The organism is Halomonas sp. NYA30 (genome assembly GCF_976980765.1).
In genome coordinates this window covers 3,047,634-3,069,966 of record NZ_OZ334477.1, presented here as the reverse complement: position 1 = coordinate 3,069,966, position 22,333 = coordinate 3,047,634, and the positions used below count along the sequence as shown (strand labels likewise).

Genomic DNA, 22,333 nt, shown 5'->3' with positions numbered 1-22,333 from the left:
CAGGAGGCACCGCATGGAACCATTGATGGCAGTGGCAATTGGTCTGCTGTATGCGACGGCCATTTTTATGATGCTGCGTCGCTCTATCGTCAAACTGGTGATTGGTTTGATGCTGCTTTCCAACGCTGCCAATTTGCTGATTTTCACCACGGCGGGCATGACCCGTGGTGCCCCGCCGCTGATTGCGGAAGGTATGATGCAGCCGCCTAGCGGCGTAGCTGACCCTTTGCCCCAAGCGGTTGTGCTAACAGCGATCGTGATTGCCTTCGGGGTGCTGGCGTTTGCAGTGGTATTGATTCGGCGTGCCTACGAAGTCGTTAAGGCCGATGATCTCGATAAGATGAAGGATACTGATACGTGAGGCCTGAAGTTGCTCTTCCCGTCCTCCTGCCCTTGTTGTCAGGGGCTATCTCGTTGCTGTTTTGGCGCTCGCGACCCATGCAGCGCTTTATGGCGGTGGCTGGCAATGTCGCGCTACTGATAGTCAGCCTGTGGCTGTTTGTATCGACGTTGTCGGATGGCTACGTAACGATGCAGATGGGCAGTTGGCCAGCCCCGTTTGGGATCACCTTAATTGCCGATTTGCTAAGTGCCGTCATGGTCTTGATGACCGCGATTATCGGCTTGGCAATGGGGATTTACTCATTGGCAACCACTGGCCGTGGCCATGAAAAATTTGGCTATTACCCCTTGATGCACCTGTTGCTTGCTGGGGTGACCGGCGCGTTTTTGACCGGCGATATCTTCAATCTTTATGTGTGGTTTGAAGTGATGCTGGTGGCCTCGTTTGCGCTGCTGATTCTGGGCGGCGAACGCGCACAGATGGAAGGGGCGATTAAGTATGTCACGCTGAACCTGTTAGCGTCGGTAATCTTCCTGACGGCGGTGGGGCTGCTTTACGGAATGGTGGGAACGCTCAACATGGCTGACATTGCGCTGCGCATGGATGAGGCAGAGCATACAGGCATGGTCGAAGTGTTAGCGGTCATGTTTATGGTGGCATTCGGCATCAAGGCGGCGGCCTTCCCGCTGTTCTTTTGGTTACCTGCGTCTTATCACACGCCACCAGTCGCTGTTTCAGCGCTATTTGCCGGGCTACTCACTAAGGTCGGCGTTTATGCGATGTTCCGTGTTTTCACGCTGATATTCGATCAAACCATGGGCTATCTTCAGGACATTATGCTCTGGGGCGCAGTATTTACCATGGTAACGGGCGTATTGGGCGCGGCAGCCCAGTATGAGTTCAGGCGCATTTTGTCGTTTCATATTGTCAGCCAAATTGGCTATATGATCTTAGGTTTGGCGCTTTATACACCGTTGGCGATTGCCGGGGGGGTGTTTGCCATCGTGCATAATATGGTGGTGAAGACCAATCTGTTCTTGATTAGCGGTATTACCCACCGTTTGCAGGGCACGTACCAGCTAAAAAAAATGGGGGGGCTTTATCGTGAGCGTCCTTGGTTAGCCATTGCTTTCTTTATCTCTGCCTTCTCGTTGGCCGGTGTGCCGCCGCTATCAGGTTTTTTTGCCAAGTTTGTGATTGTTCGCGCGGGTCTGGAAGTTGAGGCCTATGTGGCCACTGGTATTGCGCTGGCGGTGGGGCTAATGACGCTCTACTCCATGGTCAAAATTTGGAATGAAATATTCTGGAAATCGCTACCGGAAGATAATCTGGTACCCGAAACGGCCACGCCGACCGGTGACGATGGGCGGCTGTTAAAGCCAAGTCTGTGGATGATGTATTTGCCAGTAATGGTGCTGGCTCTGTCATCGTTACTGATTGGTGTGTTTGCCGAACCGATTATGTGGGTAATGACCGGCATTGGTGATCAGTTGCTTGAGCCTCGCGGGTATATTGAAGCAGTGCTGGGCGCTTCAGCCAGTGCCGAAGATGTGCTGCTGGATTCAGCTGCCGCCAACGATGAAGAACCTAAGGCTGACGCCGGGGAGGAGTTGCCATGACCGGTGCTATTTGGAACCTGCTGTTAGGATTAGCCTGGGTACTGTTGAGCGGTGATTTCAGTGGGCTGAATCTCCTTGTCGGCTTAATCTTCGGCTATATCACTCTGGTGCTAATTGAGCCTCAGCTGGATGCCCTGAAAGGTTATCCTGCTCGCGCGCCGCGCTTGATCGGTTTTATCGGCTTTTTTCTAAAAGAACTCATTCAGGCCAACTTACGTGTCGCTTTCGATATCGTGACGCCACCTTGGCATATGAAGCCGGGGGTTATCGCTATGCCGCTTTCCGCCCACACCGAAATGGAAATTACCATGGTGGCCAATCTGATTTCATTAACGCCGGGAACGCTTAGCCTGGATGTGTCTGATGACCGTAAGGTGTTGTATATCCATGCGATGTTTTTAGACAATGAAGAGGAGTTGCGGCGTAATTTAAAAGAGATGGAGCACCGGGCCCTGGAGCTGTTTCGCTAATGGATACGGTTATTCTGATCAGCCAAGTCATCATGAGCCTGGCGCTTATCCTGACCTTTGTTCGTGTCGTTCGTGGCCCGAGTCTGCCCGACCGCGTGGTCGCATTGGAGCTTTTTTCAACCACTGTTGTTGGGTTGGTTGGGGTGTATGCGATCAAGTCGGATGTTGCCAGCTTCCTGGATGCCGCCATTGTGATTGCCTTGATGGGGTTCTTGGCGGCGATAGCGTTTGCACGCTTTTTGGAAAGGGGAGGCCCTCGGGATGATTGATTTCATAAAAGGCACGCTCATCATCGCGGGCGCGCTATTTATACTGCTTGCCTCGGTAGGCCTGCTGCGGTTGCCTGATTTGCTAACACGGATGCACGCGACCACCAAAGCGGCGGCGTTAGGCGTGATTTTGGTTATGCTGGCTGCCGCTATGCACTTTGCAGAAGTAGGCATTGTGGCCCGTTCGTTTGCCATTATTGTGTTTATTTTGATGACCGCACCCGTAGCGGCCCATGTTATTGGGCGAGCTGGTTACTTTGTCGGTTCCAAGCTTTGGAGTGGAACGGTCAAGGATGAATTGCGCCCTAACTACGACCCATTGACCCACGAATTAAAAAGTGGCCTGGAAACGCAGGAAAATGCCAAGCGCCAGCCAAGGGAAACAGACCCCGACTAAATAACGCTGACGACATCAGTTGTTACACAAACCCTATCACCCGCCAGTGAATAACCGCCATTGAGCCACCTTCGCACAGGTGGCTTTTTCATATCCTCTGTTTAATAAATCCCGTTTTTTTATACACACTAGTGAAAACTCACCATGTACAATAATTATACTGTATAAGATAATGTGTCTATGTTTTGCGGCATGCTACATGCTGCGCGTGAGTAATGTTCAATGCACCGCAAACAACATTTGTCGCAAAAAACCTGCGTTCAATGCGAGCGTCCTTTCTTTTGGCGGAAAAAGTGGGCGCGCTGCTGGGACGAGGTGTGCTACTGCAGCGAACGCTGCCGTCGTAGTGCTAAGCAGGCAAACTGCTTGGCATCAAAGCACCCCAAGGAGGCATGAGCATGAATAGCACGACCGATATCGTCTGGCTGCAAGACGACCTGCGTATTGCGGATAACCCTCTTTTTCGCTTTACCGCTCGCCCTAGTTACCTGCTTTGTCTCTTTGTCGTGGATGAGCAGTGGTTGGCGCCTCTTATAGAGGGCGAATCGACGCCGCGGATCGGGCCAGCCCGATTACGCTTTTTATGGCAAAGTTTGATGGAATTGCGCGGTGAGCTTTTACAACGCGGCAGTGACTTGTTGGTACGCATTGGTAAGCCGAGTAACGTTGTCATCGAGTTGTCTGCCTCGCTTAATGCCCGACAAATACGCGTTGCCGAGCATCCTGGGGTTGAAGAAAATGCTCATATCCAAGCGGTTGTAGAAGCGCTGCCTAGTGAAACAACCGTTACGTGTATGGAAAGCGGGCGCCTCTTTGAACGCCATGCATTGCCTTTCGAGCAGGCGGCATTACCCAACAGCTTTTCTGCCTTCAGGCGTAGCGTAGAGCAAGAATGTACGGTGCCTGAGAATCGCTGCGCACCGGTAACGCTGCCCCCCTGGCCTGAAGCTCCCAGAGGGTTTCCACCCTTGAAAGCTGTCTGTGAGCAGAGCGCCACCTGGCAGCCCGATAGCCGCCAGGGCTATGTGTATCGGGGCGGTGAATCGGCGGCACATACGCGCCTTAACGATTACATTTGGCGTCAACAGGGCGCAGAGACGTATAAGAAAACCCGCAATGGTCTGCTGGGCGCGAATTTTTCAACCCGTGTTTCACCTTGGCTCGCCCGCGGCTGTCTGTCAGCCCGCCAAGTGTATGCGGCGGTGAAAGCGTGGGAAGCGGAGCACGGCAGCACCGAATCGAGTTATTGGATTACTTTTGAGCTACTGTGGCGGGAGTATTTTATCCGTGTCGCCGAGCTGGAAGGGGCGAAGATGTTTGGCTCTCGTCAACCAGCCACGCCCTGTGCCGCTTTTGATGCTTGGCGAAATGCTACCACCGGGCTGCCGTTTGTCGATGCCGCGATGTTAGAGCTGCGACACACTGGCTGGTTATCCAATCGCGCCCGGCAAAACGTGGCCAGCTTTTTGGTGAAAGACTTAAAAGTGGATTGGCGATTAGGCGCTTTATGGTTTGAGCACTGCTTGGTTGATTACGATGTTGCCAGTAACTGGGGTAATTGGCGTTATATTGCCGGGGTAGGGCGCGATCCACGACAGGACCGCTATTTTAACGTGCTTAAGCAGGCAGGCCATTACGACCCACAAGGGCTGTATGTTGCGCACTGGTTGAAACCGCTCGAAAATTTTCCCCCTGGTTTAGCACGCCATCAGCCATGGCGTGTCAATGCTCTCGCGTTTAAGGCGCCTTATGTTGAACCTGAACAGTGGGCGCAGTGGCTAATTCCTTACCAAGAAGCGGTTACAACAGCCAAGCCGCCTATATTGACTATCGTTACAAAGTAACCTTCACTGATGACCAGCCGTGAAGGCTGGCATCTACGACTTTTCTAGGCCATCATCCCAGGCATGCCAAGGACTGCCTAAGGATATAAATGATGTCTCGTAATTTTTCTGCTGGGCGACCATTCCGCCCTTTAGTATGTGCCTCGTTCATTGCCGCGTTAAGCACTCCTTTTGCAGGCAGTGTTGCGCTCGCCGACTCTCAATTGATGACAGAAGTAGATACTCAGGCCGCTACTGAGGTTAGTTATGCAAGCTTTCAGCAGTGGCTTCAGGAGTTTCGTCAGTATGCCGCCAATCAGGGAATCAGCGAAGCAACCCTGAGCAGTGCACTGGATGGCGTACGCTTTCGCGAGCGGGTGATTGAGCTCGACGGTTATCAGCCCGAATTTGTCCGCGCTATCTGGGAGTACCTTGATACTGCGGTGTCGTCTACGCGGATTAATACCGGGAGGGAGAAGCTGGCTGCCCACCGGGATACCGCGCTGCAGATGCAGCAACGCTTTGGCATCCCTGCCGAAATTATCGTCGCTATCTGGGGAATCGAGAGCAACTACGGCAGTAATTTCGGCGATTTCTCGACCTTGGAATCCCTTGCCACACTGGCTTATGACGGACGGCGTCGTGACTTTGCTCGCGGGGAACTACTCGCTGCCTTGCGTATTATCGACGAAGGAGATATCGCCGCCGAGCAGATGAAAGGCTCTTGGGCAGGGGCGATGGGTCATACCCAGTTTATCCCTAGCAGTTTTGAAGCCTATGCCGTGGACGGCGATGGTGATGGCCGTCGCGATATCTGGGGCAGTATCCCCGACGTTATGGCATCAACGGCTAACTATCTTGACCGGGCTGGCTGGCAGGCCGGTCAGCCGTGGGGAGTCGAGGTGCGTTTGCCAGAAGGCTTTGATTATGCTCAGACCGAGCGACGCAGCAGCGCCGAATGGCGTTCTCAAGGCGTAGAGGCGCGGCAGGGCGAGTTGCCAGACTTTGATAGTGCGGCCATGGTTATTCCTGCTGGCGCCGATGGTCCTGCCTTCCTGGCAGGCGCAAATTTTCGTGCCATTTTACGCTATAACAATGCGACCAGTTATGCGTTGGCTGTTGCAACTTTGGGTGATGCGATCGCCGGGCGTGATGGGATACAGCATGCCTGGCCGCGGGAGCAGCAGCCTCTTACCCGTGACGATGTTCAAGAGCTTCAGCGGGGCCTAAACCGCGTTGGTTACTCTGTGGGCGGCGCGGATGGCGTAATGGGGCCCAATACACGCCAGGGGTTGCGGAACTTCCAGCGAGATCAAGGGTTAATACCGGATGGCTTTGCGACGCAAGCACTGCTTGAGCAGTTACGCAGTCATTCAGAGTGATCAGGTTAAATCGAATTTACCAAGGATGATGTTATGCAATTAATGGGCAAAAAGTTACTAGAAAAGTTACTAGGCAGTGTGTTGATAGGAGGCTTGCTCTCTGCCTCCGTAGCAATGGCTGATGACGATCAAGTATTTGGCTGGGTTGAAAAAGCAACCCTGCAGCCCTGGGATATTGAGGTGAAGGCCAAGCTCGATAGCGGCGCCTTAACCTCCTCGCTGGATGCGCGGGATATTGAGCTGTTTGAGCAAGATGATGAAGAGTGGGTACGCTTTCGTTTAAAGCTTGAAGATCAGGCGAGTGGTGAGGTCTTCAGTGATCAAATTGAGCGTCCGCTCTATCGAGAATTAGCAGTGCGCGGAGCCGGCGGCCGCGACGAGCGCCCTGTGGTGCTGCTGGAAGTCTGCATGGGCGACACTATTTATGAAGAGCAATTCAGTCTGCGCGACCGCGAAGAGATGAACTACCCGTTACTACTGGGCCGCCGTACGATTAGCCACCTTGGCATGCTAGATGTGCGTGAAACCTTCTTGCAAGATCCTGACTGTGGGGAAAACGCAACCGTTGTGCCCCACGACCCGGAAGATGACCAATCTTAACCACTTACATTTACTTAGTTAAAACAGCCGTGACAGCAGGGCGGTCACGGCTGTTTCGACGCGTAGAATGCGCGGACCAAGGTGCATGCCCTCGCAACCCGCTGCCAGCAACTGCTCGACTTCCCACGCTATAAACCCTCCCTCTGGCCCTACCAGTAATAAAGTAGGTTCACTGATATTTCTTGGGCAGGGATCAGGCATACCGGGGTGGGCGACCAATCCGCGGCGGTTGCCCAGTAGGCCAGGTAGTTGCTGCACTAAAAAGGGACGAAAGCCTTTGCTCAGCGTGACAGTAGGTAGCTGTGTATCGCGCGCTTGTTCCAGGCCTAATAGTAGGTGTTGATGAATTTTCTCAGCGCGTAACTCCGGTGACTGCCAGTAACTTTTTTCTACCCGCTTGGTATGCAGTAATGTGATCTCTTTCACACCCAGCGCCGTTACATGTTCCAGCGTGCGCGCTAGCATCCGTGGGCGGGGGAGTGCTAGCACCAAGTGCACGGGAAGTGGTGGCGGCGGTGGTTCATCAAGGGCTTCCAGTTGGAAATAGGCGCGTTCCGGCGTCAGTTCCTTCAGCAGCGCTTTACCCATGTTGCCACCCTGTACTCCTACGGTTAACAGGTCGCCGGGGGTCGAGCGATGGACATCGCGCAAATGGGTCAGGCGACGTGGGTCGGTGATGCAGACGTGGCCGTCGGCGGTAAGATCGTTAGGATCAAGCAAAATCAAATTCATAATGAGGGTCTATTGGTCACAGAACAGGCGCAGTGCGTCTTGCTAAACTATTAAGGTGGCTTGCATGGACGCGTGGTGCAGGCACAATACCAGTAACGGGAACAAAAGCCCCTATCGCGTTTAAGGAGATGCGCCGTGCGCGTGATTCGCAAGTATGCTAACCGTAGGTTGTACGATACGCAGCAAAGTCGTTATGTAACGCTGGAAGACCTGCGCCGTTTAATTATCGAAGAAGAGCCATTTCGGGTAGAAGATGCCAAAAGCAGGGAAGATCTGACGCGTACTATTTTGCTCTCTATTATTATCGAGCAGGAGCAAGCGGACAGCGAAGCAGAAGTGTTTTCTAACGACTTGCTGGCGCAATTAATCCGCGTTTACGACATGACATCACCGTTGCCGCTGTCGCGCTACCTAGAACAAGGCACTCAACTGATGTTAGAGCAGCAAAAACGTTTGCAAAGTCAGTGGAAGCAGGCGATGCGTAACACGCCGTTGGAGTTTATGCGCGAGTTAGCTGAAGAGAATATGCGCTTTTGGCAAAACACGCTGAACCAGCCCGGTCAAGCCGATGACTCAGAAGATACAACGCAGACTGAGAGTGATAACCGCGACACCGACGATGATAACAAACCTACCTCCTGACCCCACTCGCCGCTGCGCTGTGGCATAATGCCGCCGATACGCTCTCCCGTTTGAGAAGGATGCACATGAAGGTTTTGATGATAGGCGGCGGTGGTCGTGAGCACGCCCTGGCTTGGAAATTAGCGCAATCTAAACAGGTTGTACAAGTATTTGTCGCGCCTGGAAACGCAGGCACCGCCACGGAGCCTAAGTTAACCAATGTGGCGATTGCGGCAACCGATTTAGAGGGGCTGATCGCCTTTGCCCGTGATGAGCAGATTGGCCTTACCGTGGTAGGCCCTGAGGCGCCTTTAGTTGACGGTGTGGTCGACCGTTTTCAAGCAGCAGGGTTAACAATTTTTGGCCCTACGCAGGCGGCTGCCCAGTTGGAAGGTTCCAAATCCTTTACCAAGGATTTCCTGGCTCGTCATGAAATCCCTTCGGCAGACTATCAAACCTTTACTGAGGTACGCCCCGCGCTAGCCTATCTGCAAAAAATGGGTGCGCCGATAGTGATCAAAGCGGATGGCTTGGCTGCGGGTAAGGGCGTCATCGTAGCCCTTAGCGAAGCCGAAGCAGAGGCCGCTATTCGTGACATGCTGGAAGCCAATGCGTTTGGCGATGCAGGCGCTCGGGTGGTGATTGAAGAGTTCCTAGAGGGTGAAGAGGCGAGCTTTATTGTCATGGTGGATGGTGAGAATGTCGTGCCCATGGCGACTAGCCAAGACCATAAGCGTGCCTACGATGGTGATACCGGCCCGAATACGGGTGGTATGGGGGCCTATTCGCCTGCACCGGTGGTTACCCCTGAAGTTGATGCGCGCATTATGGAGCAGGTGATTCTGCCTACTGTGCGTGGCATGGCTGCCGAGGGCAATGCCTATACGGGGTTCCTGTATGCAGGCTTAATGATTGATGCCGCCGGTAACCCTCGTGTTATTGAGTACAACTGCCGCTTCGGTGACCCTGAAACCCAGCCGATTATGCTGCGCTTGCTTTCTGACCTGGCGGAGCTTTGCTTGGCGGGTGCCGAAGGCCGATTGGCCGAGCAGCGTTGCGAATGGGATTCGCGTGCAGCGGTAGGCGTGGTATTGGCTGCTGGCGGCTACCCTGGCAGCTATCGTAAAGGCGATGTTATCCAAGGCTTAGCAGAAGCGGAACAGACGGGGTGCAAAGTGTTTCACGCGGGCACTGCGCAAAATGCCAAGGGTGAAATCACCACGGCAGGCGGTCGTGTACTGTGCGTAACAGCGTTAGGTGATAGCGTTTCAGCAGCGCAGCAGCAAGCGTACCAAGGCGTCAACGCGATTCACTGGGAAGGCGTTGAGTGTCGACGTGATATCGCTTTCAGAGCAATTGCTCGCGAGGGGTAAGTAAGCCTGATGCTGAGCTAGTACTGAACGCATACGCCGTTTAAACAGTTCACTGACGAGGAAAAGGCATGGAGCGTGTCAAGCTGGACTTTCCCGCTGAAGCGGTCATTCATCGTCACTCTTTGACAGTGCGGGTAACCGATATGAACTACGGCCGCCACTTGGGGCACGATGCGATGGTATCGCTGCTCCACGAGGCGCGTATTCAGGCCTTTGCGGCGCTGGATCTGCCTGAATGGGACATGCACGGGCATCCATCGGTCGTCGCCGACCTTGCGATAACGTATCAAAGTGAAGCACGCTGGCCTGACGCTTTGATCATTGCGACTGCTGTGCCTGAGCCTCAAGGTACAGCGTTGACAGTTTATCAGCGCATTTACCAGGCAGATTCCCTTCAGGTTGTCGCGACAGCACGGGTTAATCAACTGCTGATTGATCTTGCTACGGGTCGCCCTGTTGAGGTGCCTGAGCAGGTTAAACAAGCGCTTGCACATGCGAGGAGCGGCTAATGTCACGGGAGTATCCGATTATTGCGGTCACCGGCTCTTCCGGGGCGGGGACGACCACCGTTCGGCGCAGTTTTGAGCGGATGTTTCTGCGTGAAGATGTGCATGCAGCCGTGGTCGATGGCGATGCCTTTCACCGCTACACCCGCGATGATTTGCACCGTATCTTCCGGGAAGAGCCCGAGCGCAAAGATGAGCTTTCTCATTTTGCCGTAGAGGCTAACTTACTGGACCGCCTGGAAGGCTTGTTTAGCGAGTATGGCGAACACGGTTCAGGTACCTTTCGGCACTATATCCACGCCGAAGATAAGCAGAAAATTGAAGCGGGCTACCGCGTGGGGACGTTCACTGAGTGGCAATCGCTGCCCTGTGGAACTGATCTGCTGTTCTATGAGGGTTTGCACGGCGGGTTGGTGACCGAAGAGTATGATATTGCCCGCCATGTGGATCTGTTGGTAGGCGTGGCACCCACCATGAATCTGGAGTGGATTCAAAAAATTGACCGTGACACCAAACTGCGTGGTTATTCACAAGAAGCGGTTATTGACACCATCCTGGGCCGGATGGATGACTATGTCCGCTATATTCAACCGCAGTTCTCGCGCACCCACATTAATTTTCAGCGGGTGCCTACTGTTGATACCTCCAACCCCTTTGAGGTGCAGGATATCCCCACTGATGCTGAGTCGTTCGTGGTCATACGCTTTCGAGATCCCTCCACGGTTGATTTCCCTTGGCTGCTGGCAATGATCAAAGATTCGTTTATGACCCGCCCGCATACCTTGGTGGTACCCGGCGCGCGGATGTCGCTGGCCATGGAGCTCATACTTGCCCCTCTGGTCAGGCATCTACTGGCGCAGCGGCGCTTCCGTTAATCGTGACCGTCAGCATTGGCTGAAAGCCGTAAGGAGAGTTATATGGATTGTCTGTTTTGTAAAATCATCAAGCGCGAAATCCCTGCCGATATCGTTTATGAAGATGAGCATGTGTTGGCGTTTAACGATATTGGCCCTCAGGCGCCGACGCATCAGTTGATCATTCCCAAAAAGCATATCGCTACACTCAATGATATCGATGAAACCGATCTTGTGACGGTAGGGCGGCTACAGTTTACTGCCGCCAAGCTTGCTCGTGAGCAGGGCTTTGCTGAAGATGGCTATCGTGTGGTTATGAACTGCAACGAAATGGGCGGGCAAACGGTCTACCATATCCACATGCATTTAATGGGTGGACGCGCTTTCACGTGGCCTGCTGGTTAGTCTAAGTAGACCGCTATCGTCACCCGTCATCAAACAACGGAGTGTTGCCATGGATCGTCAACAGAGTCGTTCAGATCGCGTCATCCACCAGTTTGATACTGTTTTACGTACGCTAATGCCTCACGCGGCCGCATCGCAGCGCACCAGCCCTGCAGTGGGTGTTGTCGATGGCGTGCTCGATGATCAAGAGCGCCGCCACGCGGCGGGTTTGATGCGGATTAATCATACCGGTGAAGTGTGTGCCCAAGCGCTTTACCAGGGGCAGAGCGTGACCGCTAAACTTCCTCATGTGCGTCAACAGGTTGAGCAGTCTGCACTGGAAGAGATCGATCATCTGGCCTGGTGTGATGAGCGTTTAGTGCAGTTACAAAGCCGACCCAGCTATTTAAACCCGCTCTTTTATGTAGCCTCGTTTGGCATCGGTGCAGCGACTGGGGCAGTCAGTGATCGTATCAGTTTGGGGGTTGTTGCCGCGACGGAAGAACAGGCAAGCAAACATCTTGATGCTCACCAAAAATCGCTACCCCCCGGCGATTATCGCTCACGAGCTATCCTACGCCAAATGGCTGTTGATGAGGCGCATCACGCCCATCTTGCTTTAGAGGCAGGGGGCATTCGTTTTCCTGCCCCGGTGAAGTGGGGCATGCGACTGGCATCGAAAGTCATCTCTAAAAGTGCCTATCACCTTTAAATTCTAATAGACGCCGCATAATGGAGTGTGCAGCAAACCCCTAAGGGAAGCGATAACCAAGGAAAGGAGCAAAGGATGCTAGGCAATGCAGTGCTGTTTTTCATCATTGCGATTATCGCGGGAGTGGTTGGCTTTTCTGGCATTGCCGGGGCTGCTTCGACCATTGCGCAAATACTGTTCGTGCTATTTTTAATTCTGTGTATCGTTTCATTTCTTACTGATCGCAGACGTTAGGCGTTTACTGACATCAGCGCAATTAAAAAGGCCCCGCAGTGCGGGGCCTTGGCTATCAATATCACGCGTCAGTGTGAGGCAAGCTATCAAGCATCAATGCGTTTGTACTTCATACGCTTAGGCGTATCGTTGCCGACTCGCTTTTTATGATCTTCTTCGTACTCTGCGTAGTTGCCTTCAAACAAGACCACTTCAGAGTCACCTTCAAAGGCCATAATGTGCGTGGCGATACGGTCTAAGAACCAACGATCGTGCGAAATCACCATGGCACAGCCGGGGAAGGCGAGTAGTGCGTCTTCCAGTGCCCGCAGGGTTTCGATATCCAAATCGTTTGACGGCTCATCAAGCAACAGCACGTTAGCGCCTTGCTTGAGCGTTTGCGCAAGCTGTAAGCGACCACGTTCACCCCCGGAGAGCTCCGATAAACGCTTCTGCTGGTCGTTACCCTTAAAGTTGAATCGACCCACATAGGCGCGGGAAGAGACTTCGTAGCCGTTAATATTCAGGATGTCCTGACCATCCGATACGGCTTCCCAGACAGTTTGCTTGTTGTCCAGCGCATCGCGTAACTGCTCGACATAGGCGATGTCGACGGTTTCGCCAATCACAACCTCGCCTGCATCGGGCTGCTCTTTACCGGTAATCAGCTGGAATAGGGTCGACTTACCTGCGCCGTTACCGCCGACGATCCCCACAATCGCACCCGGGGGAATCGTGAAAGAGAGGTCTTGATAAAGCAGCTTGTCATCGAAGCGTTTGGTCACGTTATGAAACTCAATGACCTTGTCGCCTAGGCGTGGACCAGGCGGAATATAGATTTCATTGGTTTCATTGCGCTTCTGGAAGTCGCCTGACTGCATTTCTTCAAAGCGGTTAAGACGCGCTTTGCTTTTTGCCTGGCGGCCTTTGGCGTTGCTGCGCACCCACTCAAGCTCTTGCCTGATGGCTTTTTGGCGCGAGGCTTCCTGCTTGGCTTCTTGGTTTAAGCGCTGATCTTTCTGCTCAAGCCAATGAGAGTAGTTACCCTCAAACGGGATACCCTGACCACGGTCAAGCTCAAGAATCCAGCCCGCCACGTTATCCAGGAAGTAACGGTCGTGGGTAATCGCCACTACGGTACCGTTGTAGTCGTGCAAGAAGCGCTCAAGCCAAGCCACTGATTCTGCATCAAGGTGGTTGGTAGGCTCATCCAGCAGCAGCATGTCAGGACTTGAGAGCAACAGGCGACATAGTGCCACCCGGCGGCGTTCACCCCCTGATAGGTTGCCGACTTTGGCATCCCAGGGAGGAAGGCGCAACGCTTCAGCGGCAACGTCCAACTTGCGTTCTAAGTTATGCGCATCGGCCGCCTCGATAATATTTTCCAGCCGCCCCTGCTCGCTTGCCAGGGCATCAAAGTCGGCGTCTGGCTCGGCGTAAGCTGCGTACACCGCGTCTAACTTCTCTTGTGCTTCTTTAATTGCCCCTAGCGCTTCTTCGACGGTGTCGCGGACGTTTTTCTCGTCGTCTAGTTCCGGCTCCTGGGGAAGGTAGCCAATATTGATGCCGGGCATCGGACGAGCTTCACCTTCAAACTCTTTATCGACACCGGCCATGATGCGCAGCAGTGTGGATTTCCCCGAACCGTTAAGCCCCAATACGCCGATTTTGGCACCAGGGAAAAACGATAATGAGATATCCTTGAGAATTTGCTTTTTGGGCGGCACTACTTTGCCAACCCGATTCATGGTGAAAACGTATTGCGCCATGGAGATCCGTTAGGTTGTTGATAGAAAAAAGCGACAGCAGCAGGCTACTGGCTAAGGAGTGATGATAGTGGTCTGCGCCAGGAAAGGCTAGGCTGCTTAAGGTGCGCGGCTAGCCAGGCCCACTCATTGGCTGAGAAGGCCAAACTATTCAACGCTTACTCTTCTTCGTCCCAGTCGTCTTCTATGGCTCGCTGAAGTCGACGCTCTTCTAGCCATGCTTCTACTTGGCGTCGTGCGCGTAAGCTGTCTGCTTTGCTAGGCTTGCTTTTACCGTAATGGTCATCATTAACGGCGTCTAAACTTTCGAACTCGTCTGAGTCGATTGCTTCACTGGTAAACGTTTCACGATTTAGGGGATCACGGCTCATGTGATGTCCTCCAACCCAGCCGGCGTACCGGCGTAACAACGGCTCCACTTATTAGCACATACGGATCAAAAAGCATGTGTGGATTGCAAAGTGAAGCGCCTAGCGCAAATTAAGCGCCTTGCGGCTATATAACGCCAGTAGGGATGAAGTTCAAGCATTGATCGGTTTTTTTAGTGAGAAAGTTAATAATTAGCGGTTATCTCGCTGTTTTTGTAACTCCACAAGCGCAAGCTGGGCCTCTACACGTTCCGTTACGTCTTTTTGTACGCCAATGAAATACATCAGCTCGTCTGCTTCGTCGTAGACCGGTGTAATGGATAATTCATTCCAAAACATGGTGCCGTCTTTACGGTAATTACGCAGTACTTCGCGAGAAGGGCTGCCATCTTTAAGCGCGTCTCGGATAGAGACCAGAGCATCCTGGTCGCGGTCTTCGTTCTGTAAAAAACGACAGTCGCGATACAGAATTTCATCCGCGCTATAGCCCGTTAAGCGCTCAAAGCCTTTATTGACGTAGATGAGGATATTTTCATCGCCTTCCTGTTCAGCGACAACAATACCGTCTTCCGAGGCGTCAATTATGCGTTCGAGCAGCTCTGGACTGATCAATGGAGATCGTTTCATCAAGGGGTTCCTGTTGCAGCTCCAATCCTTCCCGCCGTTCAAAGTGACTTTTTTTGCCTGTGAACGGGCAGGATTTCAAATCATTTATTATCAGCAGCATAGCAAGGGCTCCAATCTACCGCTGCTATCTGGCTCTATCATGGCGAGCGTTGTCACGCATTGCAATCGTGTACACGCACCGTCTCATTCGACCTCGGGCAATTGGTGGGCGCTCAATACAGCCCCCACAGCGGTTGCAGCAAGTATTAGCAGTAGTATGGCGCTACCAAACCATTGTGCAAGAGCGCCAATAATGCCGCCTACCAAAAGCATTAATACGCCTGTTAACGTGTTAGAGAGCGCAACGTAAAGCGCCCGATTATCTTGACTCGCCATATCAATGAGGTAGGTTTTACGCCCCAAGCGCACGCCATGGTGAATAATCACTAATAGTGCGTAAACCACCGCATAGGGCCAAATACTTTGTGCCCACCCGCCTGGCAGCCAGGCCAAGCTGGCAGCTAATAAACAGCAAATAGCCGTACCTACCGCTGCATCGCGCATAACGTTGCGGCTCGATTGGTCGGCGCGCTTGCCCCAGACGGGGCTTGCCACCATCGCTGCAAGCCCCGATACTACAATCAAAATACCCAGGCCGCCGAGGTCGGTGCCACTTTGGTTTTGCCCCAACAGGGCGATGTAAGGCAAAGCAAGTGCACTTGATAGCAGTAATGCCCTGGCAAGGTTGAAGTGTAGAAAAGTGCGATCATTTTTTAGTAGCGACAGACCTAGCTTAATACTGTCCCAGCCGTTTTCTCCTCCTTCAACGGCGCCAGGCGCTTCTTCAATACGGGCCGCGGCTAAGGCATTCATTAGCCAGCCACTAGCGGCGACTACGAGTAAGAGCGCCACGATGACATTGCCGGGGCGACTATCAAGCAGCATGAGTACAGCGCCCGCCGCCAGCGTAGCGCCACCGGCAACGCTGCCGCTCCAGCCCATCAACGTGCCGCGGCGGCGTTTGGAAATAGTCTTACCCAGCACGTCTTTGGTCGCGATGGAGGATAAGCCCCGTGCCAGCGAAAGCAGCACGAGCGCGGCTAACACTAATGCGCCGCCCAAAGAGCCGGTGGCGAACAACGCAAGTAGGGCCAGCACTAATGCGGCTAGCGCCTGAATCAGCGCACCTGTTACCCATACCCATTTCCGTTTGGGTTTTAAGCGGATAAAACCCGCCACAAAAATTTGTGGCAGTAGCGCACCCGCCTCACGTATGGGCACTAGCAAGCCTACCATCCACACCGGTGCCCCAATAATGCCCATCAGCCACGGTAAAACTAAGCGCGCGCTAGATAACTCGTCAGCCAACTTATTTCCTAAAGAAGCCCATAGGTGTAGGAAAAAATTGCGCGGCTGTTCGTTGCAAGCACTGTCAGGTATGTCATCGCACATGCGGCTATCTTCATCGCCTGTTAGCCACTCATAAAGGCGAGACTGTGAAACATCCGGTTGAGCCATGACGGTTCCTTGGCGATTGCTAATTTAAGATGACAAAATGTTTTCTGAGAACGACATAGTATCCTGCAAAGGAATTTACCGATAAGGAACTCTCAATGTCACGCATTCAAATCCGCTACTGCACTCAATGTCAGTGGCTATTGCGTAGCGCTTGGTATGCCCAAGAACTGCTATCGACCTTTGGTGAGCAACTGACTGAGGTCGCGCTATCACCCTCTCATGGCGGCACTTTCGAGATATGGTGTGATGAACTACTGCTCTGGGAGCGTAAGCGTGATGGCGGCTTTCCCGATATAAAACTTCTCAAGCAACGCGTGCGAGATCAATTGGATCCAGAGCGAGATTTAGGGCATGTCGACCGATGAGTCAGGATAAGCAAGCCGTCCTCTATGGCCTGGGGGCGGTAGCGCTTTGGTCGACAGTGGCAACGGCTTTCAAAGTAGCACTCGCATGGATGAGCCCTTTGGAATTGATGTGGCTAGCGGTATTCGTTTCCTGGGCATTAATGGGAGCGCTAGTCATCAAGCAGGGAAATATGTCTAAGGCGCTACGCAGTGGTTGGAAAACAGCTGCATGGGCGGGATTGATGAATCCCGTGGCTTATTATTTAGTGCTGTTCGCCGCCTATGACCGACTCCCTGGACAAGAAGCCATGGCGCTGAATTATACCTGGGCGTTAGCGATGGCGTTTTTAGCGGTGCCTTTGCTTGGTCAACGCTTGACTCGAATAGATATCGTTGCTGGGTTCGTCGCTTACGCAGGCGTTTGGGTGATCGCAACACGTGGCTCGGTTTTCAATGTCTCTTTCGCCGATCCATTAGGGGTTGTACTGGCGCTCGCTTCGACGCTGCTGTGGGCACTTTATTGGCTGCTTAATGCACGCGATAAGCGACAGCCTCTGGTAGGCCAATGGCAAAACTTCAGTGTGGGTCTGCCTGTGCTGACGGTTTTGTTACTGCTTGGCCCAGGTGTGCAGTGGCATGGTTGGCCAGCGTTTGGGGCGGGCGTTTATGTAGGCCTGTTTGAAATGGGCGTGGCGTTTATTTTGTGGCAGCTGGCGGTACACCAAGTGTCGCGCACCGCCAAAGTCTCCAACCTGATTTTTCTTTCACCGCCTGTGTCGCTGTTTTTGCTTTATCTAGTGGTAGGAGAGCCTATTTTGCCTTCAACCCTGGTCGGGTTGGTGCTCATTTTGTTGGGATTAGGGCTTCAGCAAGCACAAAAGAGTAGCTAGCCAGTGATTACTCGGTAAGTGAAGACTCTCGCGATAAACCAGCAGTGCGCGACCGAAATAGCGCAACCGATAGTGATTTATTTATTGCCAACCGATTGGGTTGATGTGGTAAATGGTGAGCGCGCTGAATACCCGATTTCACGTGGAGTGGATGCAACTAGAGCTTATGTTAGTGGTGAAACGCTACCTAGCCCAGCACCTCAAAAACAAGACGACTATTTTTCAGCAACACTGCTGATGTTTGCCCATATGGCAGAAGCTATGCGCTAACGTTTATTTCAAAATGGCTGTTTATCCACCCGTCGATAAAGTAGATAAACAGTTTTTTGTTAACCCTAATTAACCGCTGCCTGATGCGTTGTCTCTAATAATGGCTCAATCAGCGGCTCAAGCTCGGGCCACACATTGTCGAGGATAATCGGCTGCGCATCGGCGGTAGGGTGAATGCCGTCACTTTGCATTAGCGCGTCGTTTAGGGCGATATCCTTCAGTAAGAAAGGCACTAGAGAAATGCCGTACTCTTCAGACAACGAGTGGAAAACCCCGGTAAAGGCGTCCCGGTACGCTTGGCCATAGTTGGGCGGTATATCGATCCCTAGTAGCAGTACTTGTGCACCTGCCTCTTGGCTCTGCTCAATCATGCTGGCTAAGTTCGCCTGCATTTGATTGGGTGCCAGACCGCGCAAACCGTCATTGCCGCCTAATTCCAGTAGAACAATATCCGGCTGCTGCTGTCCCAGAATGTCAGAGAATCGTTGTAGACCTCCGGATGTGGTTTCACCGCTAATGCTGGCGTTAATGACGTTCGCCTCGCCTTCTAAACGTTCTGCCAGCAGGCTCACCCAACCCTCTTCACGCTCAATACCGTAGGCGGCGCTTAAACTATCGCCCATCACTAATAGACTGGGTGACTGTTCGGTATTGGTAGGCGCTGCGTTGATAGACACCGAGGCAAAGGTGACTATCAGCAACACCAGCCATCCGGTTACCATGCGGTTCAGTCCATGCCATGCCACAGGGATGCCACGCTTCATGTCTTACTCCTTAAATCAAAGCTCTTCAAATCCAAGCTCCTCAGATAAAACTGCCAATACTGCTACGGATATATCAATGTCGAGCGAGTCACCCCACGGTGAGCGCCAGCCTAATACCGACAACCAAGCGTTAAGCGATGTTCCACAAGGCGCCGTTAGGCATCCCGTTCTGCATGCCGACAAGCTGTCTAAAAAAGTGACGAGCGGTGAACGCTCACTAACTATCTTACACGACCTATCGCTAAGCGTGGCGGCAGGTGAAAGTGTGGCGATTCTAGGCAAGAGCGGTGCGGGAAAATCAACCCTGCTAGGGCTACTGGCTGGCCTTGATACCCCAAGCGACGGTGAGCTAACACTCTTCGGCCATGCGCTGAGCCGCTTGGATGAAGATGGGCGAGCTGCGCTACGCGCTGGGCGAGTGGGCTTTGTGTTCCAGAACTTCCAACTACTGCCCACCTTGAGCGCGCTTGAGAACGTCATGTTACCCCTCGAACTCTCACCGCGTGCAGGGGAGACACAAACCGCCGCCCAGTGGTTGGAGCGTGTTGGGCTTGGCGAGCGAGTGAATCACTTACCCAAACAACTTTCCGGTGGTGAGCAGCAGCGCGTTGCCGTAGCCCGTGCTTTCGTTACCGACCCCGAGCTGGTGTTTGCCGATGAGCCCACCGGTAATTTGGATCCCGACACCGGCGCGCAAATCATTGATCTGCTCTTCACCCTAAACCGGGAAGCAGGCACCACGCTGATTTTAGTGACTCACGACCATGCTCTGGCGCGCCGCTGTGATCGCTGCCTGCGATTAGACCATGGAAAATTAGAAGCGTTTGTACCCACCGCGGCTCCGATCGACGAGGGCACGCAATGAGTGATGTGAATTGGCGCCTGGCCATGCGCAGCCTCAGGCGAGACCTGCGAGCTGCGGATGTACGTGCGCTGTTTATCGCCCTGGTATTGGCGGTCGCAGCTTCTACCATGATTGCGTTTTTCCTTGATCGCCTAGAGCGCGGCTTAGAGCGCCAGGCGGGCCAGATGCTGGGTGGCGATCTGGTGCTAGAGCAGCGTGATCCGTTTTCAGAGGAGCTGCGAGAACGCCTTGAAAATGCAGGTTTCGTACTGAGTGACCAAGTCGATCTGGTATCAATGATTAGCCGCGATGGACGTTTTCAACCGGCTAGCTTAAAAGCCGTGGATGAGGTCTACCCTCACTACGGCGCCTCTTCCGTCGACTTTGGCAATGGCACCGAACAAATAGCGTCTGGTCCAGCCCCTGGTGAAGCATGGGCTGACCCACGCTTGATAGAGCTGGTTGAGATAGAACTGGGTGACCGGGTCCAAGTGGGCCAGACTGAACTTGAGATAACAGGGATCATTGAGCGCGAAGCGGATCAGTCCGGCGGCTTCAGTAATTTTAATCCACGCTTGATGATCAATACCGCCGATGTCGAAGCCACCGGCCTTGTTCAAGAAGGCTCGCGGATTGAGTTTGAAATCTTGGCAGCAGGCCCGCCGGAAGCGCTTGATCAAGTGCAAGGCCTGCTTGCTGAGCTACGCCGCGATGGGGTGGAAGTGCGCGATGTCCGCGTTGATCGCCCCCAGCTTGGCAATGCCTTGCAGCGTGCAGAGAGTTATCTGGGGCTGGCCGGTTTAGCAGCGGTACTGCTGGCGGGCGTGGCAGTGGCAATGTCGACTCGCCGTTATGTGGAGCGCCACCTGGATACTGCCGCACTGTTGCGTTGCTTTGGCGCCAGCCAGCGGCAACTGGTGACGATTTTTTCGCTTCAACTAATGGGTTTGGCACTGGTAGCCGCAGTGATTGGGGCGCTGCTTGGACTGATTGGCCAAGCGGTTCTGATCTGGCTGTTGGTGAGTTTCTTACCCATGACGCTACCGCCACCTGGTCTTATGCCGTTGGGATTAGGCGTATTTACGGCTCTTGCCGTGCTGGTGGGGTTTGCTGGGCCAACCCTGCTGCGTATCAAACGAGTGAGCGCATTAAAAGTTCTGCGTCGCGAATTAGATCCGCTGCCGCCTTCGGCCTGGCTCGTGGTGGGCGTGGCCAGCCTAGTGTTTGGCGGGCTGCTGTGGCTCTACTCGGGTAGCCTGCCGCTGGCGATTGCGCTGTTGTTTGGTGGGGCGGCTCTGCTCGGTGTGCTGTGGATGATTAGTGCGCTGCTGCTTAGCGGTTTGTTGCGCGTTGTACAGCGATTTTCCGGGCGTAGTGAGTGGTCTCAGGCGCTCCGCTTAGGCGGCCGCCAGCTAGCACGGCGTCGCCAAGCGGGCCTAGGCCAGTTATTGGCCTTTTCTGTGACCTTCTTTGCCATGGCGATGATTGTTCTGGTAAGGGGCGATCTGCTTAGCACGTGGCAGGATCAATTGCCTGACAATACCCCTAACTACTTTGCCATCAATATCCAGCCTTCCGAACGCGATCCTTTCGAGGCGGCAGTCTCTCCAAGGGTGGAAACCCAAAGCTCCCTCTACCCAATGGTGCGTGGGCGAGTGATTGCGATTAATGGTCAGCCGCCTGGAGACGCCGTGCCGCCTGATGCCCGTGGTGATAACTCGCTGCGCCGGGAGCTCAATCTGACGTGGCAATCTGAAGTGCCCGAAGGCAATGCTGTGGTGGCCGGTGAGTGGTTCTCGCCAGCCCAGTTGGGAGGCGACGCTAACAGTGAGGAGGGTAATGAAGAGGGCAGTGAAGGCCAAGGCTGGATGAGCGCCGTTGAGGCAACGCAGCAAGCGGCGCCAGTGCCCATCTCCATGGAGGATGGGCTCGCTGAAAGGCTTGGCTTAAGCATCGGTGACGAGATGACCTTCTCGGTGGGTAGCGATGAAATCACCACCCAAATTACCAGCCTGCGCAGCCTGAATTGGGATAGTTTTCAGCCTAATTTCTTCGTCATTTTTCCGCCAGGCGTGCTGGAACAGTTTGGACATAGCTACATCACCGCCTTTCATCTGCCTGAAGCGGAGCAGGGGTTGATCCGGGAGCTTATTACCGAATTCCCCGGGGTTTCCTTGCTGAATGTTGATGCCATTTTGGGCCAGGTGCGGGATGTACTCGGCCAGGTTACACGGGCGGTGGAGTTAGTGCTTGCATTGGTCCTGTTGGCAGGGGTAAGCGTACTGTATGCCGCACTGACCGCAAGCTTGCCGGTGCGTGCCCATGAAAGCGGCCTATTACGCGTATTTGGCGCAGGCAGTAAAATGATTTCACGGGTGCAGGGCGCTGAATACGCGTTGCTGGGTTTTGCCAGTGGGTTGATGGGCGCGGTGCTGGCCGAACTGACTACGGCTGCGTTGTACATCTTTTTGTTGGATCTAACCCCGCGCCTTCATGTGGGACTATGGATTTTCCTCCCCATTGGCGGTGCTATGCTGATTGGCGTGATAGGCCATGCACTTTCGCGGGGATTACGTCGCCAAGCACCAGCGGCCAGCCTGGGGCTACTCGGTGAGGCTTGAACCTATTTTGCGAGCCAGAAACCGACCACCAGGGCGCTAATGAC

Annotated in this window: 27 protein-coding genes; 21 read left to right on the top strand and 6 right to left on the bottom strand. The window is 53.6% G+C overall.

The window, feature by feature from the left end:
- Positions 1 to 13 precede the first annotated feature (13 nt).
- The 9 genes from ACWI0H_RS14300 (at position 14) to rloA3 (ending at position 6,903) form a co-directional block, all read left to right on the top strand.
- The gene (locus tag ACWI0H_RS14300) at positions 14 to 361 is read left to right on the top strand and encodes a Na+/H+ antiporter subunit C (RefSeq protein WP_008958992.1); all 348 of its coding nucleotides are present in this window, start codon (positions 14 to 16) and stop codon (positions 359 to 361) included.
- Positions 358 to 1,962 carry a Na+/H+ antiporter subunit D gene (locus tag ACWI0H_RS14295; RefSeq protein ID WP_101147808.1) on the top strand — a complete coding sequence of 535 codons (1,605 nt, stop codon included), beginning with the start codon at positions 358 to 360 and terminating at the stop codon, positions 1,960 to 1,962. Before ACWI0H_RS14300 ends, ACWI0H_RS14295 begins: the two co-directional genes overlap by 4 nt.
- Positions 1,959 to 2,432, top strand: coding sequence for a Na+/H+ antiporter subunit E (locus ACWI0H_RS14290; RefSeq protein ID WP_485873763.1), 474 nt, complete (start codon positions 1,959 to 1,961; stop codon positions 2,430 to 2,432). The genes ACWI0H_RS14295 and ACWI0H_RS14290 overlap by 4 nt, the downstream gene beginning before the upstream one ends.
- Positions 2,432 to 2,701, top strand: a complete 270-nt coding sequence (locus tag ACWI0H_RS14285) for an MrpF/PhaF family protein (RefSeq protein WP_008958995.1) — start codon at positions 2,432 to 2,434, stop codon at positions 2,699 to 2,701. Before ACWI0H_RS14290 ends, ACWI0H_RS14285 begins: the two co-directional genes overlap by 1 nt.
- Positions 2,694 to 3,098: a monovalent cation/H(+) antiporter subunit G gene (gene mnhG, locus ACWI0H_RS14280; RefSeq protein ID WP_008958996.1), complete on the top strand. Its 405-nt coding sequence runs from the start codon at positions 2,694 to 2,696 to the stop codon at positions 3,096 to 3,098. The genes ACWI0H_RS14285 and mnhG overlap by 8 nt, the downstream gene beginning before the upstream one ends.
- Positions 3,099 to 3,320: 222 nt before the next feature.
- Positions 3,321 to 3,494 carry a DUF2256 domain-containing protein gene (locus ACWI0H_RS14275; RefSeq protein WP_348534239.1) on the top strand — a complete coding sequence of 58 codons (174 nt, stop codon included), beginning with the start codon at positions 3,321 to 3,323 and terminating at the stop codon, positions 3,492 to 3,494.
- Positions 3,495 to 3,496: 2 nt separating this feature from the next.
- Positions 3,497 to 4,942, top strand: a complete 1,446-nt coding sequence (locus tag ACWI0H_RS14270; protein ID WP_485873762.1) for a DASH family cryptochrome — start codon at positions 3,497 to 3,499, stop codon at positions 4,940 to 4,942.
- Positions 4,943 to 5,034: 92 nt separating this feature from the next.
- Positions 5,035 to 6,303, top strand: coding sequence for a lytic murein transglycosylase (locus ACWI0H_RS14265; RefSeq protein ID WP_485876234.1), 1,269 nt, complete (start codon positions 5,035 to 5,037; stop codon positions 6,301 to 6,303).
- Between the two features lie 33 nt (positions 6,304 to 6,336).
- Positions 6,337 to 6,903 (top strand): retropepsin-like aspartic peptidase RloA3, encoded by a 567-nt coding sequence (rloA3, locus tag ACWI0H_RS14260; RefSeq protein WP_339884110.1) that lies wholly within the window; start codon positions 6,337 to 6,339, stop codon positions 6,901 to 6,903.
- Between the two features lie 18 nt (positions 6,904 to 6,921).
- On the opposite strand, the gene ACWI0H_RS14255 is transcribed toward rloA3, so the two are convergent.
- Positions 6,922 to 7,635: a 16S rRNA (uracil(1498)-N(3))-methyltransferase gene (locus tag ACWI0H_RS14255; RefSeq protein ID WP_485873761.1), complete on the bottom strand. Its 714-nt coding sequence runs from the start codon at positions 7,633 to 7,635 to the stop codon at positions 6,922 to 6,924.
- A 135-nt stretch (positions 7,636 to 7,770) separates the two neighbouring features.
- Between ACWI0H_RS14255 and phaR the strand changes: the two genes are divergently transcribed.
- From phaR to ACWI0H_RS14220, 7 genes are all read left to right on the top strand, one after another.
- Positions 7,771 to 8,277, top strand: coding sequence for a polyhydroxyalkanoate synthesis repressor PhaR (phaR, locus tag ACWI0H_RS14250; protein ID WP_336274486.1), 507 nt, complete (start codon positions 7,771 to 7,773; stop codon positions 8,275 to 8,277).
- 65 nt (positions 8,278 to 8,342) lie between these two features.
- Entirely contained in the window at positions 8,343 to 9,629 is a 1,287-nt protein-coding gene (gene purD, locus ACWI0H_RS14245; protein ID WP_485873760.1) for a phosphoribosylamine--glycine ligase, read from the top strand.
- Between the two features lie 68 nt (positions 9,630 to 9,697).
- The gene (locus ACWI0H_RS14240) at positions 9,698 to 10,138 is read left to right on the top strand and encodes an acyl-CoA thioesterase (protein ID WP_485873759.1); all 441 of its coding nucleotides are present in this window, start codon (positions 9,698 to 9,700) and stop codon (positions 10,136 to 10,138) included.
- Positions 10,138 to 11,010: a phosphoribulokinase gene (locus ACWI0H_RS14235; RefSeq protein ID WP_008959627.1), complete on the top strand. Its 873-nt coding sequence runs from the start codon at positions 10,138 to 10,140 to the stop codon at positions 11,008 to 11,010. Before ACWI0H_RS14240 ends, ACWI0H_RS14235 begins: the two co-directional genes overlap by 1 nt.
- Before the next feature lie 42 nt (positions 11,011 to 11,052).
- Positions 11,053 to 11,394 carry a histidine triad nucleotide-binding protein gene (locus tag ACWI0H_RS14230; protein ID WP_008959626.1) on the top strand — a complete coding sequence of 114 codons (342 nt, stop codon included), beginning with the start codon at positions 11,053 to 11,055 and terminating at the stop codon, positions 11,392 to 11,394.
- 49 nt (positions 11,395 to 11,443) lie between these two features.
- On the top strand, positions 11,444 to 12,085 hold the full coding sequence (gene coq7 / locus ACWI0H_RS14225) for a 2-polyprenyl-3-methyl-6-methoxy-1,4-benzoquinone monooxygenase (RefSeq protein WP_008959625.1): 642 nt from the start codon (positions 11,444 to 11,446) through the stop codon (positions 12,083 to 12,085).
- Between the two features lie 75 nt (positions 12,086 to 12,160).
- The gene (locus ACWI0H_RS14220) at positions 12,161 to 12,319 is read left to right on the top strand and encodes a DUF1328 domain-containing protein (RefSeq protein ID WP_101147824.1); all 159 of its coding nucleotides are present in this window, start codon (positions 12,161 to 12,163) and stop codon (positions 12,317 to 12,319) included.
- 86 nt (positions 12,320 to 12,405) lie between these two features.
- Here ACWI0H_RS14220 and ettA read toward each other — a convergent pair whose 3' ends face one another.
- From ettA to ACWI0H_RS14200, 4 genes are all read right to left on the bottom strand, one after another.
- On the bottom strand, positions 12,406 to 14,067 hold the full coding sequence (ettA, locus tag ACWI0H_RS14215; RefSeq protein WP_101147825.1) for an energy-dependent translational throttle protein EttA: 1,662 nt from the start codon (positions 14,065 to 14,067) through the stop codon (positions 12,406 to 12,408).
- Positions 14,068 to 14,222: 155 nt separating this feature from the next.
- Positions 14,223 to 14,435, bottom strand: coding sequence for a PA3496 family putative envelope integrity protein (locus tag ACWI0H_RS14210; RefSeq protein ID WP_008959622.1), 213 nt, complete (start codon positions 14,433 to 14,435; stop codon positions 14,223 to 14,225).
- A 189-nt stretch (positions 14,436 to 14,624) separates the two neighbouring features.
- The gene (locus ACWI0H_RS14205) at positions 14,625 to 15,059 is read right to left on the bottom strand and encodes a PAS domain S-box protein (RefSeq protein WP_485873758.1); all 435 of its coding nucleotides are present in this window, start codon (positions 15,057 to 15,059) and stop codon (positions 14,625 to 14,627) included.
- Positions 15,060 to 15,242: 183 nt separating this feature from the next.
- A complete protein-coding gene (locus ACWI0H_RS14200) occupies positions 15,243 to 16,556 on the bottom strand; it encodes an MFS transporter (protein WP_485873757.1) in 1,314 nt (437 codons plus the stop codon).
- A gap of 95 nt (positions 16,557 to 16,651) precedes the next feature.
- Here ACWI0H_RS14200 and ACWI0H_RS14195 point away from each other — a divergent pair, with 95 nt between their 5' ends.
- The 3 genes from ACWI0H_RS14195 to ACWI0H_RS14185 are packed head-to-tail and all read left to right on the top strand — an operon-like array spanning position 16,652 to position 18,060.
- Positions 16,652 to 16,921 (top strand): Rdx family protein, encoded by a 270-nt coding sequence (locus tag ACWI0H_RS14195; protein WP_485873756.1) that lies wholly within the window; start codon positions 16,652 to 16,654, stop codon positions 16,919 to 16,921.
- A complete protein-coding gene (locus tag ACWI0H_RS14190) occupies positions 16,918 to 17,790 on the top strand; it encodes a DMT family transporter (protein ID WP_485873755.1) in 873 nt (290 codons plus the stop codon). The genes ACWI0H_RS14195 and ACWI0H_RS14190 overlap by 4 nt, the downstream gene beginning before the upstream one ends.
- Positions 17,791 to 17,808: 18 nt before the next feature.
- Positions 17,809 to 18,060: a hypothetical protein gene (locus tag ACWI0H_RS14185; RefSeq protein WP_101147830.1), complete on the top strand. Its 252-nt coding sequence runs from the start codon at positions 17,809 to 17,811 to the stop codon at positions 18,058 to 18,060.
- A 65-nt stretch (positions 18,061 to 18,125) separates the two neighbouring features.
- Here the strand turns inward: ACWI0H_RS14185 and ACWI0H_RS14180 are convergent, their stop codons facing one another.
- Positions 18,126 to 18,824, bottom strand: coding sequence for an arylesterase (locus tag ACWI0H_RS14180; RefSeq protein WP_485873754.1), 699 nt, complete (start codon positions 18,822 to 18,824; stop codon positions 18,126 to 18,128).
- A gap of 76 nt (positions 18,825 to 18,900) precedes the next feature.
- Between ACWI0H_RS14180 and ACWI0H_RS14175 the strand changes: the two genes are divergently transcribed.
- Positions 18,901 to 19,689: an ABC transporter ATP-binding protein gene (locus ACWI0H_RS14175; protein WP_485873753.1), complete on the top strand. Its 789-nt coding sequence runs from the start codon at positions 18,901 to 18,903 to the stop codon at positions 19,687 to 19,689.
- A complete protein-coding gene (locus tag ACWI0H_RS14170; protein WP_485873752.1) occupies positions 19,686 to 22,289 on the top strand; it encodes an ABC transporter permease in 2,604 nt (867 codons plus the stop codon). Before ACWI0H_RS14175 ends, ACWI0H_RS14170 begins: the two co-directional genes overlap by 4 nt.
- Positions 22,290 to 22,333 lie beyond the last annotated feature (44 nt).

What these genes read in the sequence shown, in the direction of transcription:
- mnhG (WP_008958996.1), top strand. Translation starts at nt 2,694, where the DNA reads ATGATTGATTTCATAAAAGGCACGCTCATCATCGCGGGCGCGCTATTT.
- ACWI0H_RS14300 (WP_008958992.1), top strand. Translation starts at nt 14, where the DNA reads ATGGAACCATTGATGGCAGTGGCAATTGGTCTGCTGTATGCGACGGCC.
- coq7 (WP_008959625.1), top strand. Translation starts at nt 11,444, where the DNA reads ATGGATCGTCAACAGAGTCGTTCAGATCGCGTCATCCACCAGTTTGAT.
- ACWI0H_RS14230 (WP_008959626.1), top strand. Translation starts at nt 11,053, where the DNA reads ATGGATTGTCTGTTTTGTAAAATCATCAAGCGCGAAATCCCTGCCGAT.
- ACWI0H_RS14175 (WP_485873753.1), top strand. Translation starts at nt 18,901, where the DNA reads ATGTCGAGCGAGTCACCCCACGGTGAGCGCCAGCCTAATACCGACAAC.
- ACWI0H_RS14190 (WP_485873755.1), top strand. Translation starts at nt 16,918, where the DNA reads ATGAGTCAGGATAAGCAAGCCGTCCTCTATGGCCTGGGGGCGGTAGCG.
- ACWI0H_RS14205 (WP_485873758.1), bottom strand. Translation starts at nt 15,059, where the DNA reads ATGAAACGATCTCCATTGATCAGTCCAGAGCTGCTCGAACGCATAATT.
- ACWI0H_RS14275 (WP_348534239.1), top strand. Translation starts at nt 3,321, where the DNA reads ATGCACCGCAAACAACATTTGTCGCAAAAAACCTGCGTTCAATGCGAG.
- ACWI0H_RS14290 (WP_485873763.1), top strand. Translation starts at nt 1,959, where the DNA reads ATGACCGGTGCTATTTGGAACCTGCTGTTAGGATTAGCCTGGGTACTG.
- ACWI0H_RS14270 (WP_485873762.1), top strand. Translation starts at nt 3,497, where the DNA reads ATGAATAGCACGACCGATATCGTCTGGCTGCAAGACGACCTGCGTATT.
- ACWI0H_RS14170 (WP_485873752.1), top strand. Translation starts at nt 19,686, where the DNA reads ATGAGTGATGTGAATTGGCGCCTGGCCATGCGCAGCCTCAGGCGAGAC.
- ACWI0H_RS14220 (WP_101147824.1), top strand. Translation starts at nt 12,161, where the DNA reads ATGCTAGGCAATGCAGTGCTGTTTTTCATCATTGCGATTATCGCGGGA.
- purD (WP_485873760.1), top strand. Translation starts at nt 8,343, where the DNA reads ATGAAGGTTTTGATGATAGGCGGCGGTGGTCGTGAGCACGCCCTGGCT.
- ACWI0H_RS14200 (WP_485873757.1), bottom strand. Translation starts at nt 16,556, where the DNA reads ATGGCTCAACCGGATGTTTCACAGTCTCGCCTTTATGAGTGGCTAACA.
- ACWI0H_RS14265 (WP_485876234.1), top strand. Translation starts at nt 5,035, where the DNA reads ATGTCTCGTAATTTTTCTGCTGGGCGACCATTCCGCCCTTTAGTATGT.
- ACWI0H_RS14180 (WP_485873754.1), bottom strand. Translation starts at nt 18,824, where the DNA reads ATGAAGCGTGGCATCCCTGTGGCATGGCATGGACTGAACCGCATGGTA.
- rloA3 (WP_339884110.1), top strand. Translation starts at nt 6,337, where the DNA reads ATGCAATTAATGGGCAAAAAGTTACTAGAAAAGTTACTAGGCAGTGTG.
- ACWI0H_RS14255 (WP_485873761.1), bottom strand. Translation starts at nt 7,635, where the DNA reads ATGAATTTGATTTTGCTTGATCCTAACGATCTTACCGCCGACGGCCAC.
- ACWI0H_RS14285 (WP_008958995.1), top strand. Translation starts at nt 2,432, where the DNA reads ATGGATACGGTTATTCTGATCAGCCAAGTCATCATGAGCCTGGCGCTT.
- ACWI0H_RS14210 (WP_008959622.1), bottom strand. Translation starts at nt 14,435, where the DNA reads ATGAGCCGTGATCCCCTAAATCGTGAAACGTTTACCAGTGAAGCAATC.
- ACWI0H_RS14240 (WP_485873759.1), top strand. Translation starts at nt 9,698, where the DNA reads ATGGAGCGTGTCAAGCTGGACTTTCCCGCTGAAGCGGTCATTCATCGT.
- ACWI0H_RS14235 (WP_008959627.1), top strand. Translation starts at nt 10,138, where the DNA reads ATGTCACGGGAGTATCCGATTATTGCGGTCACCGGCTCTTCCGGGGCG.
- ACWI0H_RS14195 (WP_485873756.1), top strand. Translation starts at nt 16,652, where the DNA reads ATGTCACGCATTCAAATCCGCTACTGCACTCAATGTCAGTGGCTATTG.
- ettA (WP_101147825.1), bottom strand. Translation starts at nt 14,067, where the DNA reads ATGGCGCAATACGTTTTCACCATGAATCGGGTTGGCAAAGTAGTGCCG.